We start from the raw sequence: 17,184 nt of genomic DNA on the forward strand, positions 1-17,184 counted from the left end.
ATAAAATAATTATACGTCTTGCATTAATCCAGTAATGTAGCATGTCTTAGCATCCATTATTCTTATTAAACTGTAACACTTAATTTTGGTACGAATGTTTCATAATGGATGTGACTTTGATCCACATCTAATGCTTTTAATACTTCAATTACAGATTGAATGAACTTAGCACCGCCACATACATATACTTCAGTATCATTGCTTAAATAGTTTTCAAGATAGTCTTTAGTTAAATAGCCATTTTTTTCTCTATCATAAAGTTCATAATTTGCTTTGTCTGATTTTTGGCTAATAGCTTCTAAATGTGAAGTGAACGGTGTATCGTTAATGTCCCCAGTAACTTGAACAAATTGAGCTTTGCTGTCTTTAGCTACTACTTCATCAAACATAGAAACTAGAGGTGTAACACCGATACCTGCACCAATAAATAGTTGTGGTTTTTCTGGATTTGCAACTGCAAATGGACCAACTGGAGCAGACAAGTTAATTGTGTCCCCTTCTTTTAATTCATCATGTAAGATAGTTGAAACTTCACCTTCATGATTAGTAGTTACATCACGTTTAACAGCAAATGTTAAACGTTCTTTTTCTCCTGATACGATTGAGTAATGACGTTTTGCGCGATAAGGTAATTTTTCACTACTTACGTCAACAGTGATATATTCACCCGGTGTGAATTGACTTAAATCATAATCAGTAGATTTAACTGTGAATGCTTTAATATCTGAAGACAATTGTTCAATTTTTTCGATTTCAAAAGGTTTGAAACCATCCCAAAGCATTTCAGCATAAATATCTTTTTCTACTTGAATAAACACATCAGCAATTTCTTGGTAAGCTTTTTTCCAAGTTTGAATAATAGGATGATCATCTTCAAGACCTACAACAGCTTTAATTGCTTCGATTAAATTTTCTCCGACAATATCGTAACCTGCAGGTGGAACTTGTAAAGCACAATGTTTATAGGCAATTTCTTTAACAACTGGCATGATATTACCTAAATTATCAATATTCACTGCTGCTGCTAAAACACTTTGTGCTAATGCAGTTGATTGGAACCCTTTCTGTTGGTTCGTTTGGTTAAACATATTTTTCAATTCTGGATGTTGGTTGAACATTCTATTGTAAAAATATGATGTAATCTCAGTGCCTTTGTCTTGTAATACTGGTACTGTTTCTTTAATAATGCCTTTTTCTTTTTCATTTAACATGAAAAGTCACTCCCATTTAGTTAAATATTTCAAACCATTTCTTAATTCATTCTATTTCAAAATTGAGATTTTTTAAATCAAATGTACTTAAATTCACAAAACGTTCATTTTACATAATCTTAATATATATTTTTCTTCTTATCATTTAAATTCGTAAAATAATACGATATATTAAGACTATAGTATGATGTTTATTGTCAGAATATATTGTATAGTTTAATTAAATTACTCAATGACTTTATTTTAACGGAGGTTAACTTAATGAATAAACTAATCCAGTCACTTTCAGCGCTAGGCGTCTCCGCAACTCTAGTTACCCCCAACTTAAGTGCAGAAGCTACTACAAATCACTCTCCTGAACTTAGAGGCGTGAATGATATTGTAATTGAAAAAGGCCAAAACTATAATCTACTTAATGGAATTAGTGCCTATGATAAAGAAGATGGCGATTTAACGCATAAAATTACTGTTGATGGTCATGTTGATACTTCTAAAGTAGGTAAATATAAAGTCAAATATAACGTCATTGATTCAGATGGAGCTAAAGAAACTTCTACGCGATACATAGAAGTTAAGTAATGATGACAATTTTGAGATGAGATGAAATGTCTCATCTTTTTTTATGTCTAGAACCCTTGAAAACACTGAAAATGATAACGTTTCTCAACTACATGCGTATTTCACTTAAATTTGTCATTTTTCACAGAATAGACACATAATTTTAACAAATCTTACATTCCCCGTCATTCCTATTGTTGCTAGTTGTTTCCTATATATATTTATAATTTTTTTTGGATAAGTACTTGTAAATATCGCGTAATAAACTAAAATTAATGATAAGCCCTACATTTGTAGTATTAGGAGGTCAAAAAAGTGTCAAAATTTAAGTCTTTGCTTCTAATGTTCGGCACGCTAATTTTACTTAGTGGTTGTTCGAATGTAGAAGTATTTAATGCAAAAGGGCCAGTAGCAAGTAGTCAGAAGTTCCTGATTATTTACTCAATCATCTTCATGCTTGTTATTGTTGCTGTTGTACTTACCATGTTCGCTATTTTTATTTTCAAGTATAGCTACAATAAAAACAGCGAAACTGGTAAGATGCACCACAATTCTTTAATTGAAACAATTTGGTTTGTGGTACCTATCATTATCGTTATTGCTTTATCTATTCCAACAGTTAAAACTTTATACGATTATGAGAAACCACCAGAAAGTAAGGAAGATCCAATGGTTGTATACGCAGTAAGTGCTGGATACAAATGGTTCTTTGCTTATCCAGAACAAAAAGTAGAAACAGTGAATACATTAACTATTCCTAAAAATCGTCCTGTAGTCTTCAAATTGCAAGCTATGGATACGATGACAAGTTTCTGGATTCCTCAATTAGGTGGTCAAAAATATGCCATGACTGGCATGACAATGAATTGGACTTTACAAGCCGATGAAACAGGTACTTTCAGAGGACGTAACTCTAACTTCAATGGTGAAGGTTTCTCTCGCCAAACGTTTAAAGTTCACTCTGTAGACCAAAGTGAATTCGATTCTTGGGTTAAAGATGCTAAGAGCAAGCAAACACTTAGCCAAGATGAGTTTGATAAACAACTCTTACCAAGTACACCTAATAAAGAATTGACATTCAATGGTACGCATATGGCATTCGTTGACCCTGCAGCTGATCCAGAGTACATTTTCTACGCTTACAAACGTTATAATTATGTTCAAAAAGATCCTAACTTTGTAGCTGAAGAAGACTTGTACAAAGATGTTACTGATAAACCACAGAAACCAGCTCGTAAGGTTCAAATCACTAACGCTAACTATAAGCGTCATGGTATGAAACCTATGATTCTTGGTAACAATGATCCTTATGATAATGAATTCAAGAAAGAAGAGGATCATAACGCTAAGGAAATGGAAAAAATCAGTAAAAGCGCGAAAGACGAAAATGCGTCTAAATTTGGTAGCAAAGCAGACAATGATCATGGAGGTGGACATTAATGAATTTTCCATGGGATCAATTACTCGTTAAAGGTAACTGGATGATTACAATGGCACAAATCGGTGCGCCATTCCTAGTTATTGGTTTAATTGCAGTAATTACTTACTTCAAGTTATGGAAATATCTTTACAAAGAATGGTTCACATCCGTAGACCATAAAAAAATCGGTTTAATGTATTTAATTTGTGCTGTACTTATGTTCGTCCGTGGTGGTATTGATGCGTTACTTTTACGTACACAATTAACAATTCCAGATAATACTTTCTTGGAATCAAACCACTATAACGAAATCTTCAGTACGCACGGCGTTATCATGATTATCTTTATGGCTATGCCATTCATTTTTGGTTTATGGAACGTAGTTGTTCCACTACAAATTGGGGCTCGTGATGTGGCGTTCCCAGTTATGAATAACATTAGTTTCTGGTTATTCTTTGTTGGTATGATTTTATTCAACCTTTCATTCATTATTGGTGGATCACCAGCAGCTGGTTGGACAAACTATGCACCATTAGCTGGTGAATTTAGTCCAGGCCCAGGTGTTAACTATTACCTAATCGCTATACAGATTTCAGGTATTGGTACATTAATGACTGGTATTAACTTCTTTGTAACAATACTTAGATGTAAAACACCAACAATGAAATTCATGCAAATGCCAATGTTTACTGTAACTACATTTATTACGACTTTAATCGTAATTCTTGCGTTCCCAGTATTCACAATTGTACTTGCATTAATGACAGCTGACCGCATTTTTGGAACTGCATTCTTTACAGTTGCTGATGGCGGTATGCCAATGTTATGGGCAAACTTCTTCTGGGTATGGGGGCACCCTGAGGTTTATATCGTTATCTTGCCTGCATTTGGTATTTACTCTGAAATTATTCCAACATTTGCTCGTAAACGTTTATTCGGTCACCAAAGCATGGTGTGGGCAACTGCTGGTATCGCATTCTTAAGTTTCTTAGTTTGGGTTCACCATTTCTTCACAATGGGTAATGGTGCTTTAATCAACTCATTCTTCTCAATTTCAACAATGTTAATCGGTGTACCTACCGGAGTTAAACTCTTCAACTGGTTATTAACATTGTATAAAGGACGTATTACGTTCGAGTCACCTATGCTATTCTCATTAGCCTTCATCCCTAACTTCTTATTAGGTGGGGTTACTGGTGTAATGTTAGCGATGGCATCAGCTGACTATCAATATCATAATACTTATTTCTTAGTAGCTCACTTCCACTATACATTGGTTACTGGTGTAGTATTTGCCTGCCTAGCTGGTTTAATCTTCTGGTATCCTAAGATGATGGGTTACAAATTAAACGAAAAATTAAATGCATGGTGTTTCTGGTTATTCATGATTGGATTTAACGTATGTTTCTTACCACAATTCATTCTTGGATTAGACGGAATGCCTCGTCGTTTATACACTTACATGCCTTCTGATGGTTGGTGGTTATTAAACGTAATCTCTACTATTGGTGCATTATTAATGGCTGTTGGTTTCCTATTCTTAGTAGCAAGCATCGTATACAGTCATATCAAAGCTCCACGTGAAGCTACTGGAGATAACTGGGATGGTCTTGGACGTACTTTAGAGTGGTCAACTGCTTCTGCAATTCCACCTAAATACAACTTTGCTATCACTCCAGATTGGAATGACTATGATACATTTGTTGATATGAAAGAACATGGTCGTCATTATTTAGATAACCATAACTATAAAGACATTCATATGCCAAACAATACACATACTGGTGTGTTTATGGGTATATTCATGTTATTAGGTGGTTTCTTCTTAATCTTTGAAACGATCGTCCCTGCTATAATTTGTTTAGTAGGTATTCTTGGTTCATTAGTTTACCAAAGTTTCGTTCAAGATCATGGTTATCATATCCCTGCTTCTGAAGTTGCTGAAAATGAAGCTCGCTTAAGAGAAGCTCGTATTAAAGAAAGGGAGGCTGTAGGTCATGAGTCATGATACAAATACTGTTGATTCACGTACGCACGAAGGTCAATTAAATAAACTTGGCTTCTGGATTTTCCTTACAGCCGAATTCTCGTTATTCGGCACCTTATTTGCAACGTTATTAACGTTGCAACATGGTGGCGATTACGCAGGCAAAATGACAACTGAATTATTCGAGTTACCGCTTGTATTAATTATGACATTTGCCTTATTAATCAGTTCTTACACATGTGGTATTTCAATTTATTACATGCGTAAAGAAAAACAAAACTTAATGATGTTTTGGATGATTCTTACAGTACTTTTAGGTTTAGTGTTCGTTGGATTCGAAATTTACGAATTCGCTCACTATGTTTCTGAAGGTGTAACACCACAAATTGGATCTTATTGGTCTAGTTTCTTCATCCTATTAGGTACACATGGTGCCCACGTTTCATTAGGTATTGGCTGGATCATTTGTTTATTAATCCAAGTAGCTACACGTGGTCTTAATAAATACAATGCTCCAAAATTATTTATCGTAAGTTTATACTGGCACTTCTTAGATGTTGTTTGGATCTTCATCTTTACTGCCGTATATATGATAGGGATGGTGTATAGCGGATGAATACAATCGTAAAACATACAGTTGGCTTTATAGCCTCAATCGTCTTGACGTTATTAGCAGTTTTCGTAACTCTATACACAAACATGACATTCCATGCTAAAACAACAATCATCTTTGGCTTTGCATTTATTCAAGCTGCAGTTCAATTATTAATGTTCATGCACTTAACTGAAGGTAAAGATGGTCAAGTACAATCGTTCAAAGTTATCTTTGCGATTATCATCACATTAGTGACTGTTGTTGGTACGTATTGGGTTATGCAAGGTGGACATTCTCACCACTTATAATTTAATATTTATCTCACTAAAAGAACCTGTTATGAAACGCCTTAGCGTTTCAAACAGGTTCTTTCTTTATACTTTCATTTACTATCTTAGATAAGTTATCTTTATATTAAACCAATCATTATATAGGAGATGAATTGAATAATGCGTTTACCATTAATTATAGATACAGACCCAGGTATTGATGATGCAGCTGCATTAAGTGTCGCCCTATTACATCCATCTTTTGATGTTAAAATGATATCTACTGTTAACGGAAATGTTGGTATCGAAAAAACGACTGCAAATGCGCTAAAATTAAAAACTTTCTTCAACAGTGACGTACCCGTTCATAGAGGTGCTACAAAACCATTAATAAGTAAGGTTATTGATGCTAGTCATGTTCATGGAGAAAGTGGTATGGATGGTTATGACTTCCCTTCTATATCAATAAATCAATTAGCATCAACTAATTCAATAACTGCAATGAGAGATATTCTCTTACAAACAGACACCCCTATCACAATCGTTGCTCTAGGACCACTGACGAACATTGCTTTATTAATAAGTACATTTCCAGAAGTTAAAGATTTTATTAAGGAAATTGTCTTAATGGGTGGTAGCGCTGGACGAGGTAATGTAACGCCGCTTGCTGAATTTAATATTTATAGCGATCCTGAAGCAGCTCATATTGTGTTTAATAGTGGCCTCCCTATCACAATGATTGGCCTTGATTTAGCGCGACAATCTTTATTAACGCATGATTATCTAGCGTCATTCGAACATATGAGTCGAACAAGTGCAATGCTTTATCAACTCTTTCAACATTATAGAGAAAAGGATTTTGCTCAAGGGTTAAAATTATATGACGTCTTTACTGTACTCTATCTACTCGACACAGAAAGTTACGAAACACATCTGGCTGATGTACAAATCGAACTACAAGGCACACTGACTAGAGGTGCTACAGTTGTCGATTTTGATTCTCCATATCCAAACTGTACAATCGTTACATCAAGTTTAAATGATAACTACCTTTCCATATTCAAAAACACACTTAAATAAAAACTATGGGAGTGAAGAACGACTTCAATATGATTTCGTTTCTCCACTCCCAATTTATTTTTGGAATATTTTTATGTCCTTCCTATTATTAGGCCCTTCTCCAATAAGGATAACTAAAGTTGATAAAACTTAATTTAAAGGTCCTCTCACTCTAGCCAGCTAATATCGATATTATATAGCCCTATAGGTTAACGTTGCCTCAAATGCACGACTTTAGTTACTTCGTTTCATAAATATTTTGACCTAATAATTGATAGTAAATATGTGAAATCGTCGACTCATTGGATAGCTTAGCATTATCAACTTTATTAGTCGCTAATACAATAATGTAGTCTTTATTAAAGTACACAGTAAATATTTGACCAAAAAATACACCATTAATTCGATTGACTTGTGGTGTCGCATAGAATCCATATCTATATGACTCTGGGTATTTAGTACTTCCAATTTCTTGAAGCAATGAGGTTGTCACCGTTTGATTAAAAATATTGTTTTGCTGTAAGTCATTAACTAATCGTGCCATATCATGCGTAGACATGTATAAATTCCCAGCACCGTAGTATTGCTCTAAAATATTAGGTTTCATCTTTTTTAATTTATTATTTTTAACTTTATAACCCGTAGCCATATTCTCTTTAAAAGGCTTTTCATTAAAGAAAGCACTGTGTTCTAAGTGATAAGGTTCAGCTAAATATTTATAGTAATTTTCTACATAAGATTGATGTGTGACTGATTCGATAACCTGTGCTAATACTAAATAATTCGCATCATTATATAAATGTTTATGATAATACTTATTGTTGATCCCTCTTCTTTGAATATCGTGTACTGCTCCATCTAAACTTTTAGTATCTGGATTAGCACTAAATTTATATAAACCACTTCTATGTAACATTAAATCTTTCAGGGTAATGGTTTTATTTGTCTTGAACCAAGGTAGATATTTCGTAACAGAATCATTCATATTTATTTTGTTTGATAATTCTAAATGCTTGAGTATTAAGCCAGTAGTAAATTTTTGTGCTGAGCCAATTAAATACATCGTATTTGTGTTGTTCTTTTTCTTACTACCCAAATTTTGGTAACCGTAGCCTTTATCAAGCATTAACTTCCCATCTTTTAAAACTGTAATCGATCCATTAAAATGAACATTCTTTAAATATGTATTAATTTGTTTAATACTATGATCATCCGCTTGAACCGTTTTTAACTTAGGCGCCTTTTTGTGGTGTTTATCTCTATGTTCAATATAAGTCTTATTATCGTTCACATTATTATATGCACTATCTTTAATACTGTAATTAGTCACTTTAACGACAAATAATATGACGAGAAGCACTAATACGATTAATACTAAAATAAAAGCTATAATTTTTAATTTGTTATTTTTCATGAGGTCCCTCTTACATCTAAAATAGAAGCGTGTCTAAATCAAAAACTATTCTATCTATATTATTTTTTTATTCATTCAACATTTTATATTATATAACACAACATCATTGAATTCATCTTTCTTTAATCATACACGCATCATTTTTAAATTCATCATACTTTAGTATGATAAAGTATAGATTAATGCAACGAAATCTCTTTTTTTAATTTTATTTTAATTATGTAAATCTTGTATTAAAATTAAAGTTGTAATTTTCTCCAAAAAGTAATACAATTTAAGGCTATGAGAGTATAGAACATATTAATTCAATTCATTTTAACACCTTTGACTATAAACAAATTACGAAAACTAAAAACTTTATCTTTGATTTTTATGATTTTGCTTAAACAAGCACATAGTTGTGTTTATTTTTCGAATTATAAAATCACTTATAAAAGATAATATGTATAGGAGCAAATGCTATGAACCGATTTTTAAAATATTTTATGATGCTACTCACATTAGTATTAATCGTTGTTCCTGTAATTTTTATCATCAATTTGTACAAAACTTCTGAAAGTGCAATGCAAGACTCTTATGATAAGACTGATTCAAAACGTCAGTCGAGCATTCGAGAAGGTAAAGTAAATCCTTCTAAAGACGCCGTATCAATCTTATTCTTAGGTATCGATGATAATGAAGGTCGCCGAAAAAATGGCCAAACTACGGAACACTCTAGAACAGATTCAATGATTCTTTCTACCTTTAGTCCTGACAAACGTCAAATTCGCTTACTGAGTATCCCACGTGATACGATTAGCTACATTCCTAAAGTTGGTTATTACGATAAAATAACGCATGCACATGCTTATGGTGGTCCTGTAGCTGCAATGGATTCTGTCGAAGCTACTCTAAATGTTCCAGTTGATTACTATGTACGTGTGAATATGGATGCGTTTGTTGAAGCAGTAGATGAACTTGGTGGGATCTATTACGACGTTCCTTATGACTTAAATGAACCAAATACAGACGACAGTGGTAGAATTAAAATAAAAAAAGGATACCAAAAACTGAACGGTGACGAAGCGTTAGCTGTTGCAAGAACAAGACACCATGACTCTGACTTAAAACGCGGCGAAAGACAAATGGATTTAATTAAATTGCTATTCCAAAAAGCTAAAAGTTTAGATTCATACGATAAATTAGATGACTTAGTACAAATTGTCGGAAAAAATGCCAAACATAATTTAACCGCTTCTGAAATTAAATCACTCGCATCTATGTATTTATCTGATGACATTGAATTTAAAACATCTCAACTTAAAGGTGAAGATGATTACCTACAAAACATTTACTATTACAATCCGAGCGTAAGTAATATTATGAAATATTCAAATATATTGCGTTCTGATTTAGGACTATCTAAAATAACAGATAAGGATGATTTCTTAGATCAACGTGTAATTAAACATTACGGCACACTAGTACCACTTACACCTCTTGATCAGTCATTATTGAAAAATAATCAAAAAGATACATCTTCTACTGATGATAGTACTGAAAATACAACTGAAACACAGTCAACAGAAACAGATAATTCAAATTCATACGGTGGTTATGACCAAAATAGTCAGGGTACTACGCAAAACGATAATTACAATCAAACCAACAATTTTAATCAGACAAATCAATCCGATTCATTTAATAACAACCAAAATCAAACGAATCAATTATATTAATTGGGAGGATCACATACTATGTCACGTAAAACATATGAAAAAGCTGCTAACATTAACGGCATGTTCAATGTTTTAGAGCAACAAATTATTCATAGCAAAGACATGGCTTTATTCAGAAGTGAGTTCTTTTACGTAAACCACGAACATCGCGAAAATTATGAAGCCCTTTTAGTTTACTACGGTGAGAATTCAATTAACCCTATTGTAAATGGCGCATGTTATATTCTTGCCCTACCTGAAATTTTCAATAAAGTGGATGTTTTTGAATCAGATTTACCATTCTCTTGGGTCTACAATGAGAATGGTATCACCGAGACAATGCAAAGTATTAGCGTACCTCTTCAATATCTCATTGCTGCAGCATTAGAAGTGACTGATGTTAACATATTTAAACCTTCAGGCTACACAATGGGCATGAATAACTGGAATATTGCTCAAATGAGAATATTTTGGCAATATAGCGCCATTGTTCGCCAAGAAGCATTATAAAAAACGATATTCCTACTCCTTTTTACTTATTGTTTGTAAAAAGGAGATTTTTTCTGTATATAAATCAGATAGAATAACTTTATAATTTTTTTAATTTGAATTTTTTAAATTTTTAATAATTATATCTATAGGGGGCTTTGAAATGTTTGAAATCGTAAAAAATAAAGACATGTTATCAGATTGTTTTTACATAAGACAAGAAGTATTTGTAAAAGAACAAGGTGTTCCTTTGGAAAATGAATTAGATTCATTTGAAGAAAGTTCAACACATGTTATTGGGTATAATACAAATCATATGCCATTTGCATGTGCAAGGTTTAGACCATATAATGACGCTGCTAAAGTAGAGAGAGTTGCTATTCTAAAAGATTATAGAAAAGATGGATATGGTAAAACTTTAATGCACGCCATCGAACGTTTTGCGAAAGATCAAGGATATCAACAATTAGTATTAAATGCACAAGTACAGGCACAAGGTTTTTACGAGAAACTAGGTTATATGTCAACAGGCGACATTTTTATTGAAGAAAATATCGATCATATCAAAATGTATAAGAATATATAAACAGGGTACATTCAAATTACATGTATTATATGTAATTTTTTAATTTCGTTAACCTATTTGATAAATGTGCTTTTAATTATTAATTCTACCCCGCTAACCCCTTAGTAAATTCATAATTTGTTTAATATAAGTAAGAAAGTATTAAAGTTAGTTTACAAATAAGTTAAATCAAATCATAGCAAATTTTAAAATACTATAATGGAATTGTAACTATACTAATAACGAGGAGTAACAATATGACCAAAAAGTTTAATTTAAAATTTCCTTCCATGATTGCAATCACTTTATTTGGTGCTGCATTTACAACACAACAAGCACATGCAGCTGAAACGAATCAAAATTCTAATAACACAAATAATGTGATTGACGATCAACAAAATATAAAAAATGCTGAACAGGCTAAAAAAGAAGTAACGAATTCAGCACAAAATGTTTCAGGTGTACAAACATATCAAAATCCTGAAAATGTAAAAGCATCTGTTGCTACAGCAAGTAAAACATACGATGCTAAATTAGATAACTTAAATACAGTTGATACGTCATCACAAAATCAACAAGGTGCACAAAAACAAAATACAGCTAATACAAATACAGCAGATTCAAATAGTACGTCAGCTAAAGTTCAAAACAATGAACAACAAGCATCAACATTAAACAAAGTAGACCAAAAAGAGAATACGACTCAAACGCAAAATAATGTGAATACGAATAATCAAACATCACAAGCTTCTGTAAATGTTTCAGAAGTATCTGAACAACAAACAAATGAGCGTACGTCTGCGAATACAAACCAAGAAGCTACACAAGATGTTAAAAACCAAAATAATACAATTGATGAAAGTTCACAACAAACAGCACGTTTAACTTCATCAAATAAAAATAATACAAATCAATCAACTGTTACTCCAACTCAATCTAATCAAGCAGCTCAATCAAAGCAACAAACAGAGCATAAACAAACTAATACTGAGAACATTAGTACTTATAGTGATAACGCGACAAATGCTACGCAATCAAATGTAGCGCAAGCTAAATCGTCGAAAGTAGCTAATTCTGAAAATACAACAACGACAAAAGCTTCAACAAAAGCAACAACGAAAGCTTCAACGAATGCTACTCAAACGTCAGCAACACACAACGCGCAATCGGGTTATTCTGGATTTAGATCAGTTGGTGGCAAAGGTGGTTCAGCAACACCCGTAAAAACAGTAAAACGCTATGCTGCTAGAGCAACGACATCATCGTTACCAAAATATAAACCACAAGTTAGTTCATCAATTAACAATTATATTCGTTCAAATAACTTACAAGCACCTAAGATTGAAGAAAATTATTCATCATACTTCCCTAAATATGGCTATCGTAATGGTGTAGGTCGACCTGAAGGTATTGTAGTTCATGATACTGCTAATGATAATTCAACAATTGATGGCGAAATTAATTATATGAAAAATAATTACAATTCAGCATTTGTTCATGCATTTGTTGATGGCAACCGTATCATTGAAACTGCCCCTACTGACTACTTATCATGGGGTGCAGGTCCGCAAGCTAATAATCGTTTCATCAATGTTGAAATTGTGCATACACATGACTATGTTTCATTTGCTAAGTCAATGAATAACTATGCAGATTATGCTGCAACACAATTACAATATTACGGTTTAAAACCTAACAGTGCTGAGAATGACGGTCAAGGTACCGTATGGACACACTATGCTATCAGCCGTTTCTTAGGTGGCACGGATCATTCAGATCCACACGCTTATTTACAAAATCATAACTATTCTTATAACGAATTATATGATTTAATTAATGAAAAATATTTAATCAAAACGGGTCAAGTCGCACCTTGGGGTACAACTTCAAGTAATAGCGGTTCATCTAATACAAATAAAGGTGGCTCAAGTAATAGTGGTTCAACTACTACATCACCTAAATTAACTGTTAATGCTAATACTGGACTAGCTCAAATTAAAACAAATAATAGTGGCTTATACACAACCGTTTATGATGCTAAAGGTAAAGCTACAAATCAAGTGCATAACACTCTATCTGTTACTAAATCTGCTACACTTGGCAAAGACAAATACTATTTAGTATCTGACTATAATAGCGGTAAAGTATACGGTTGGGTTAAACAAGGTGAAATGATTTATAACACTGTAAAATCACCTGTAAAAGTTAACCAATCATACAATATTAAATCTGGTACTACATTATATACAGTACCTTGGGGTAATTATAATCAAGTAGCTGGAACGGTTTCTAAATCAAATACTGCACCATTTAAAGCAACAAAATCACAACAAGTAGGCCAATCCACTTATTTATTTGGTTCATTAAATGGTAAAAATGGATGGGTTAGCAAAGCTTTCCTAACTGATATAACTAAACCAACATCAGGCAGTAAAACACCAGCAGTAGACAACACATTAAAAGTGTCTAACCTTAAAAATACTTTAGGTCAAGTTTCTACTAAGAATAAAGGATCATATACAACTGTTTATGATAAGAACGCAAAAGCAAATGCTACGCTTGGTGGTAAGACGTATAACATCACTAAGAAAGCTACGTTAAACAATAAAGATTATTACTTAATTTCTGATTATAATGGTAATACTTCAAGAGGTTGGATTCCGGCTTCAGAAATTACTGTTAAGTCTTCAACACCTACCAAGACAACTGCCACTTATTACAATATTAAAGGTAATGCCAATATTTATGACACACCTTGGGGAACAGCTAAACAAGTTAAAGCTACAGTTCCATCTAGTGGCAAACAATTAAAATCAATTGATAACCTTAAAGTAGGAAATGAAACATACCTACATGGTGTAATCAATAATATTTGGGGTTGGATTAAATCAACTGATGTGCAACAAGCACCTAAAGTAAACGCTAAGATTGCAATGAATACAAAAGCTACTAAACCATCTACATCTTCAACACAAACAGTGTCTAAAGTAGCTCAAGTTAATGCAAATAACAGTGGTGCACACGCAACTGTTTATGATAAAACTGGTAAAAATGCGTCTAAATATGCAAATCGTACTTTCAATGTTTCTAAAGAAAAAACAGCTAATGGTAATACGTATGTGTTACTTCAAAACACGACACAAAATACACCTTTAGGTTGGTTTAATGTTAAGGACTTAAATATTCAAAATTCAAGTTCTGTACAAAAAACATCAGGCACATACAAAATTAATAATAAAAATAATGGACTTTACTCAATCGCATGGGGTACAAATCAACAACGTTTAGACAATAAAGACTTAGCTAATCAATCATTTAAAGTATCTAAATCTGTTGTTGTAGGCAATACATCTTACTTATATGGTACTGTTAATGGTAAAACAGGTTGGATTGCTAAAGATGACTTAACATCATCTAATACATCATCAAATACTGGTGAAAAGTATCAATATGAATTCATTATTAATAACTATAATGGTTTTTATTATGATGATCCTACCTCTGTAAAAGCAACTTCATTAAAAGCATTTAATGAACAAATTTTCCAAGTAACGAACCGTAAAGTCATCAATGGTAAAACTTGGTATTATGGTAAATTAAGCAATGGTAAGTATGTATGGATTAAAGATACTGATTTGAAGAAAGAATTAGTTAAATATTCAAAATCATATAGAACTTTAAATCAAGCTGTGTCACTTCAACAAAATGCTTATGGCGCACCTCCACAAGTTCAAAGAAACGGTTATGGTTGGTCTAATGCTACTTATAGTGAAATTAAAAATGCGATGAACCCTGAACGATTAGCTAAAGATGAAACACTTAAGTACCAATTCTTACGTTTAGATCGTCCACAAAACATTTCTGTAGCAAGTTTAAACCAATTACTTAAAGGTAAAGGTGTACTTGAGAATCAAGGACAAGCATTCAGTCAAGCGGCTGCCACTTCAGGTATTAATGAAATTTACTTAGTTGCACACGCGTTAATTGAAACAGGTAATGGTCAATCTCAATTAGCTAAAGGTGCTAATATTGTAAATAATTATGTTACTACTAAGAGTACTACAAAATATCACAACGTATTTGGTATAGCTGCATACGATGCTAATCCACTATACAGTGGCATTAACTATGCTAAACAAGCTGGTTGGAACTCAGTATCTAAAGCTATTATTGGTGGTGCTAAATTTATAGGCAAAGACTATATTAAAGCTGGACAAAATACATTATACAAAATGCGTTGGAATCCAGATCACCCTGCTACGCATCAATATGCAACTGATATTAACTGGGCTAATATCAACGCTCAATATTTAAAACAACTATACAGTGAGATTAAAGCAGTTGGTAAATACTTCGATATCACAAGTTATACTAAATAATGACATTCTTCAGTCAAATAACTGGAAGATAGAATGGTTAAAAAACTAGAAAAGTTAAGGCTGGGACATTTGATTTTGTCCCAGCCTTAATAATGTAAACGATCATTCTTCTACTATGCTCATAAATTAAGCCATAACGTTAAAATGATCTTCTAACAAGATTCATTAAAACGTTATGGCTTATTTTCTTAAATATATATATGACGGCTATTCAGTTTGTCTAATAACTGATTTAGACTTTGTATTTCCTCTTTACTTAGACATTGGCAACGTGCTTCTATTAATTCACATCTTGCAGTATTGATTTGTTGAATTAAATTACGCGCTTCTTCTGTTAGACATAAGTCTTTGCAACGTAAATCTTCATGTGATTGTTGACTTGTGATATAGCCTTTCTGAACTAATTTCTTAATCCATCTAGAAACAATAGATTGTTCTCTGCTAATCTTCATCGTTAAATCATATTGTGATAAACGATCAAAGCTATATAATATACGCAATAATTCTAGTTGATCATTTGTAATGTCCGTGCGTTGTCCAAATCGTCTGTTAACCAAATTCAGGTCATTATTTGTTAGTGTAATAAGTTTTTCTAGTTGATTATACATTGTTGTTCTACTCCACTTTTGTAATTGATAATACTATTATACTATGATTTTTTTATATGTCATGTACTTTCAATATTTTGTCACAATACATATCTCAATAATTCAATTTTAATTTCATTCAGTTTAACTCACCATTAAGGCAAACGTGAAATTTAACGAAACATTGCTTGAGCTTGACATTTCTATTGTTTTTTATAGTTCGGGTTATCTTTATTAAGGAAATAATTACCTGCATTTAAATAGCTTGCAAATGCAGACCACATGACATACGGAATTTGTAATAAACCTGCAATGCGATGTATTTTAAACATTGAAATTGTATTAACGACGACAGAGATAAACAACATCATACTTTCAATAAAGGCAATGCCTCTAACTTTCTTTTTAAAGTATAGTATTGACCATAAATAATTTAAGGCTAACTGACTATAGTGAGTCACTTTAATCTTAGTCGTCTGTTCATTATTTTTCGTAGTGAGTAAATAAGAAACGCCCATGAGTACATATAAGATTGGCCAAACAATTGGAAAAGCTTTTGTAGGCGGTGAAAATGGTGGCTTTCTAAATTGGTTATAATCCTCTTTTGATTCTTTCGCTATGACTCGACCAATGATACTCCCACCTAACATTGGATGTAACAATTTAAACGTATTTTTTAATATATTAATGGTAATCCTCTCCTTTTGCTTATTAACTTCCTCTTCCCTATTCAAAAAATAATATTCATAGTTGAAATAATTATCTTAAAATCAAATAAAATGTATATCAAAGGAGTCCTGGACATAAATACTATAATGCAGCTATTTTGCAAATTCGCAGTAGCAGACTGAACTGAGAAGGCGCTTAATACAAGCTTTTCTCAGTTCTAGTCATCCTTGCGGGGGGGGCCCCAACACAAAAAATCAAGAAAGTGATTTTACAAGCAAAGCAAGT

The 17,184-nt window shown here is 32.7% G+C and carries 14 protein-coding genes; 10 read left to right on the top strand and 4 right to left on the bottom strand.

Features of this window, described 5'->3' with window-relative positions; genetic code table 11:
- Window positions 1-65: 65 nt before the first annotated feature.
- Window positions 66-1,211, bottom strand: coding sequence for a globin domain-containing protein (locus JVV30_RS01515; RefSeq protein WP_070855166.1), 1,146 nt, complete (start codon window positions 1,209-1,211; stop codon window positions 66-68).
- 261 nt (window positions 1,212-1,472) lie between these two features.
- Here JVV30_RS01515 and JVV30_RS01520 point away from each other — a divergent pair, with 261 nt between their 5' ends.
- From JVV30_RS01520 to rihC, 6 genes are all read left to right on the top strand, one after another.
- Window positions 1,473-1,790 carry a DUF5011 domain-containing protein gene (locus tag JVV30_RS01520; protein ID WP_053029126.1) on the top strand — a complete coding sequence of 106 codons (318 nt, stop codon included), beginning with the start codon at window positions 1,473-1,475 and terminating at the stop codon, window positions 1,788-1,790.
- A gap of 294 nt (window positions 1,791-2,084) precedes the next feature.
- Entirely contained in the window at window positions 2,085-3,209 is a 1,125-nt protein-coding gene (gene qoxA, locus JVV30_RS01525; RefSeq protein WP_053029125.1) for a cytochrome aa3 quinol oxidase subunit II, read from the top strand.
- Window positions 3,209-5,197, top strand: coding sequence for a cytochrome aa3 quinol oxidase subunit I (gene qoxB / locus JVV30_RS01530; protein WP_053029124.1), 1,989 nt, complete (start codon window positions 3,209-3,211; stop codon window positions 5,195-5,197). The genes qoxA and qoxB overlap by 1 nt, the downstream gene beginning before the upstream one ends.
- Window positions 5,187-5,792: a cytochrome aa3 quinol oxidase subunit III gene (qoxC, locus tag JVV30_RS01535; RefSeq protein ID WP_011276175.1), complete on the top strand. Its 606-nt coding sequence runs from the start codon at window positions 5,187-5,189 to the stop codon at window positions 5,790-5,792. The genes qoxB and qoxC overlap by 11 nt, the downstream gene beginning before the upstream one ends.
- Complete coding sequence (qoxD, locus tag JVV30_RS01540) at window positions 5,789-6,079, top strand: cytochrome aa3 quinol oxidase subunit IV (protein ID WP_053029123.1); 291 nt, start codon at window positions 5,789-5,791, stop codon at window positions 6,077-6,079. The genes qoxC and qoxD overlap by 4 nt, the downstream gene beginning before the upstream one ends.
- A 141-nt stretch (window positions 6,080-6,220) precedes the next feature.
- On the top strand, window positions 6,221-7,120 hold the full coding sequence (gene rihC / locus JVV30_RS01545; protein WP_070855164.1) for a ribonucleoside hydrolase RihC: 900 nt from the start codon (window positions 6,221-6,223) through the stop codon (window positions 7,118-7,120).
- Window positions 7,121-7,337: 217 nt separating this feature from the next.
- On the opposite strand, the gene JVV30_RS01550 is transcribed toward rihC, so the two are convergent.
- Entirely contained in the window at window positions 7,338-8,513 is a 1,176-nt protein-coding gene (locus JVV30_RS01550) for a serine hydrolase domain-containing protein (protein ID WP_053029121.1), read from the bottom strand.
- A 461-nt stretch (window positions 8,514-8,974) separates the two neighbouring features.
- On the opposite strand from JVV30_RS01550, the gene JVV30_RS01555 reads away from it, so the two are divergent.
- The 4 genes from JVV30_RS01555 (at window position 8,975) to JVV30_RS01570 (ending at window position 15,643) form a co-directional block, all read left to right on the top strand.
- Window positions 8,975-10,231, top strand: coding sequence for an LCP family protein (locus JVV30_RS01555; RefSeq protein WP_070855163.1), 1,257 nt, complete (start codon window positions 8,975-8,977; stop codon window positions 10,229-10,231).
- Between the two features lie 18 nt (window positions 10,232-10,249).
- A complete protein-coding gene (locus JVV30_RS01560) occupies window positions 10,250-10,720 on the top strand; it encodes a DUF2538 family protein (protein WP_053029119.1) in 471 nt (156 codons plus the stop codon).
- A 142-nt stretch (window positions 10,721-10,862) separates the two neighbouring features.
- Window positions 10,863-11,285, top strand: a complete 423-nt coding sequence (locus JVV30_RS01565) for a GNAT family N-acetyltransferase (protein ID WP_070855162.1) — start codon at window positions 10,863-10,865, stop codon at window positions 11,283-11,285.
- A 236-nt stretch (window positions 11,286-11,521) separates the two neighbouring features.
- Window positions 11,522-15,643, top strand: a complete 4,122-nt coding sequence (locus JVV30_RS01570; RefSeq protein ID WP_204193131.1) for a GW dipeptide domain-containing protein — start codon at window positions 11,522-11,524, stop codon at window positions 15,641-15,643.
- Between the two features lie 188 nt (window positions 15,644-15,831).
- Here JVV30_RS01570 and JVV30_RS01575 read toward each other — a convergent pair whose 3' ends face one another.
- Both JVV30_RS01575 and JVV30_RS01580 read right to left on the bottom strand, forming a co-directional pair.
- Window positions 15,832-16,251 carry a MarR family transcriptional regulator gene (locus JVV30_RS01575; protein ID WP_053029116.1) on the bottom strand — a complete coding sequence of 140 codons (420 nt, stop codon included), beginning with the start codon at window positions 16,249-16,251 and terminating at the stop codon, window positions 15,832-15,834.
- Between the two features lie 182 nt (window positions 16,252-16,433).
- Entirely contained in the window at window positions 16,434-16,880 is a 447-nt protein-coding gene (locus JVV30_RS01580) for a TspO/MBR family protein (protein WP_239469288.1), read from the bottom strand.
- Window positions 16,881-17,184: the final 304 nt, after the last annotated feature.

The organism is Staphylococcus sp. GDY8P47P (genome assembly GCF_016892225.1).
In the GTDB taxonomy this organism is placed as follows: Bacteria; Bacillota; Bacilli; order Staphylococcales; family Staphylococcaceae; genus Staphylococcus; species Staphylococcus borealis.

What these genes read in the sequence shown, in the direction of transcription:
- JVV30_RS01515 (WP_070855166.1), bottom strand. Translation starts at nt 1,211, where the DNA reads ATGTTAAATGAAAAAGAAAAAGGCATTATTAAAGAAACAGTACCAGTA.
- JVV30_RS01520 (WP_053029126.1), top strand. Translation starts at nt 1,473, where the DNA reads ATGAATAAACTAATCCAGTCACTTTCAGCGCTAGGCGTCTCCGCAACT.
- qoxB (WP_053029124.1), top strand. Translation starts at nt 3,209, where the DNA reads ATGAATTTTCCATGGGATCAATTACTCGTTAAAGGTAACTGGATGATT.
- qoxC (WP_011276175.1), top strand. Translation starts at nt 5,187, where the DNA reads ATGAGTCATGATACAAATACTGTTGATTCACGTACGCACGAAGGTCAA.
- qoxD (WP_053029123.1), top strand. Translation starts at nt 5,789, where the DNA reads ATGAATACAATCGTAAAACATACAGTTGGCTTTATAGCCTCAATCGTC.
- rihC (WP_070855164.1), top strand. Translation starts at nt 6,221, where the DNA reads ATGCGTTTACCATTAATTATAGATACAGACCCAGGTATTGATGATGCA.
- JVV30_RS01550 (WP_053029121.1), bottom strand. Translation starts at nt 8,513, where the DNA reads ATGAAAAATAACAAATTAAAAATTATAGCTTTTATTTTAGTATTAATC.
- JVV30_RS01555 (WP_070855163.1), top strand. Translation starts at nt 8,975, where the DNA reads ATGAACCGATTTTTAAAATATTTTATGATGCTACTCACATTAGTATTA.
- JVV30_RS01560 (WP_053029119.1), top strand. Translation starts at nt 10,250, where the DNA reads ATGTCACGTAAAACATATGAAAAAGCTGCTAACATTAACGGCATGTTC.
- JVV30_RS01565 (WP_070855162.1), top strand. Translation starts at nt 10,863, where the DNA reads ATGTTTGAAATCGTAAAAAATAAAGACATGTTATCAGATTGTTTTTAC.
- JVV30_RS01570 (WP_204193131.1), top strand. Translation starts at nt 11,522, where the DNA reads ATGACCAAAAAGTTTAATTTAAAATTTCCTTCCATGATTGCAATCACT.
- JVV30_RS01575 (WP_053029116.1), bottom strand. Translation starts at nt 16,251, where the DNA reads ATGTATAATCAACTAGAAAAACTTATTACACTAACAAATAATGACCTG.
- JVV30_RS01580 (WP_239469288.1), bottom strand. Translation starts at nt 16,880, where the DNA reads ATGTTAGGTGGGAGTATCATTGGTCGAGTCATAGCGAAAGAATCAAAA.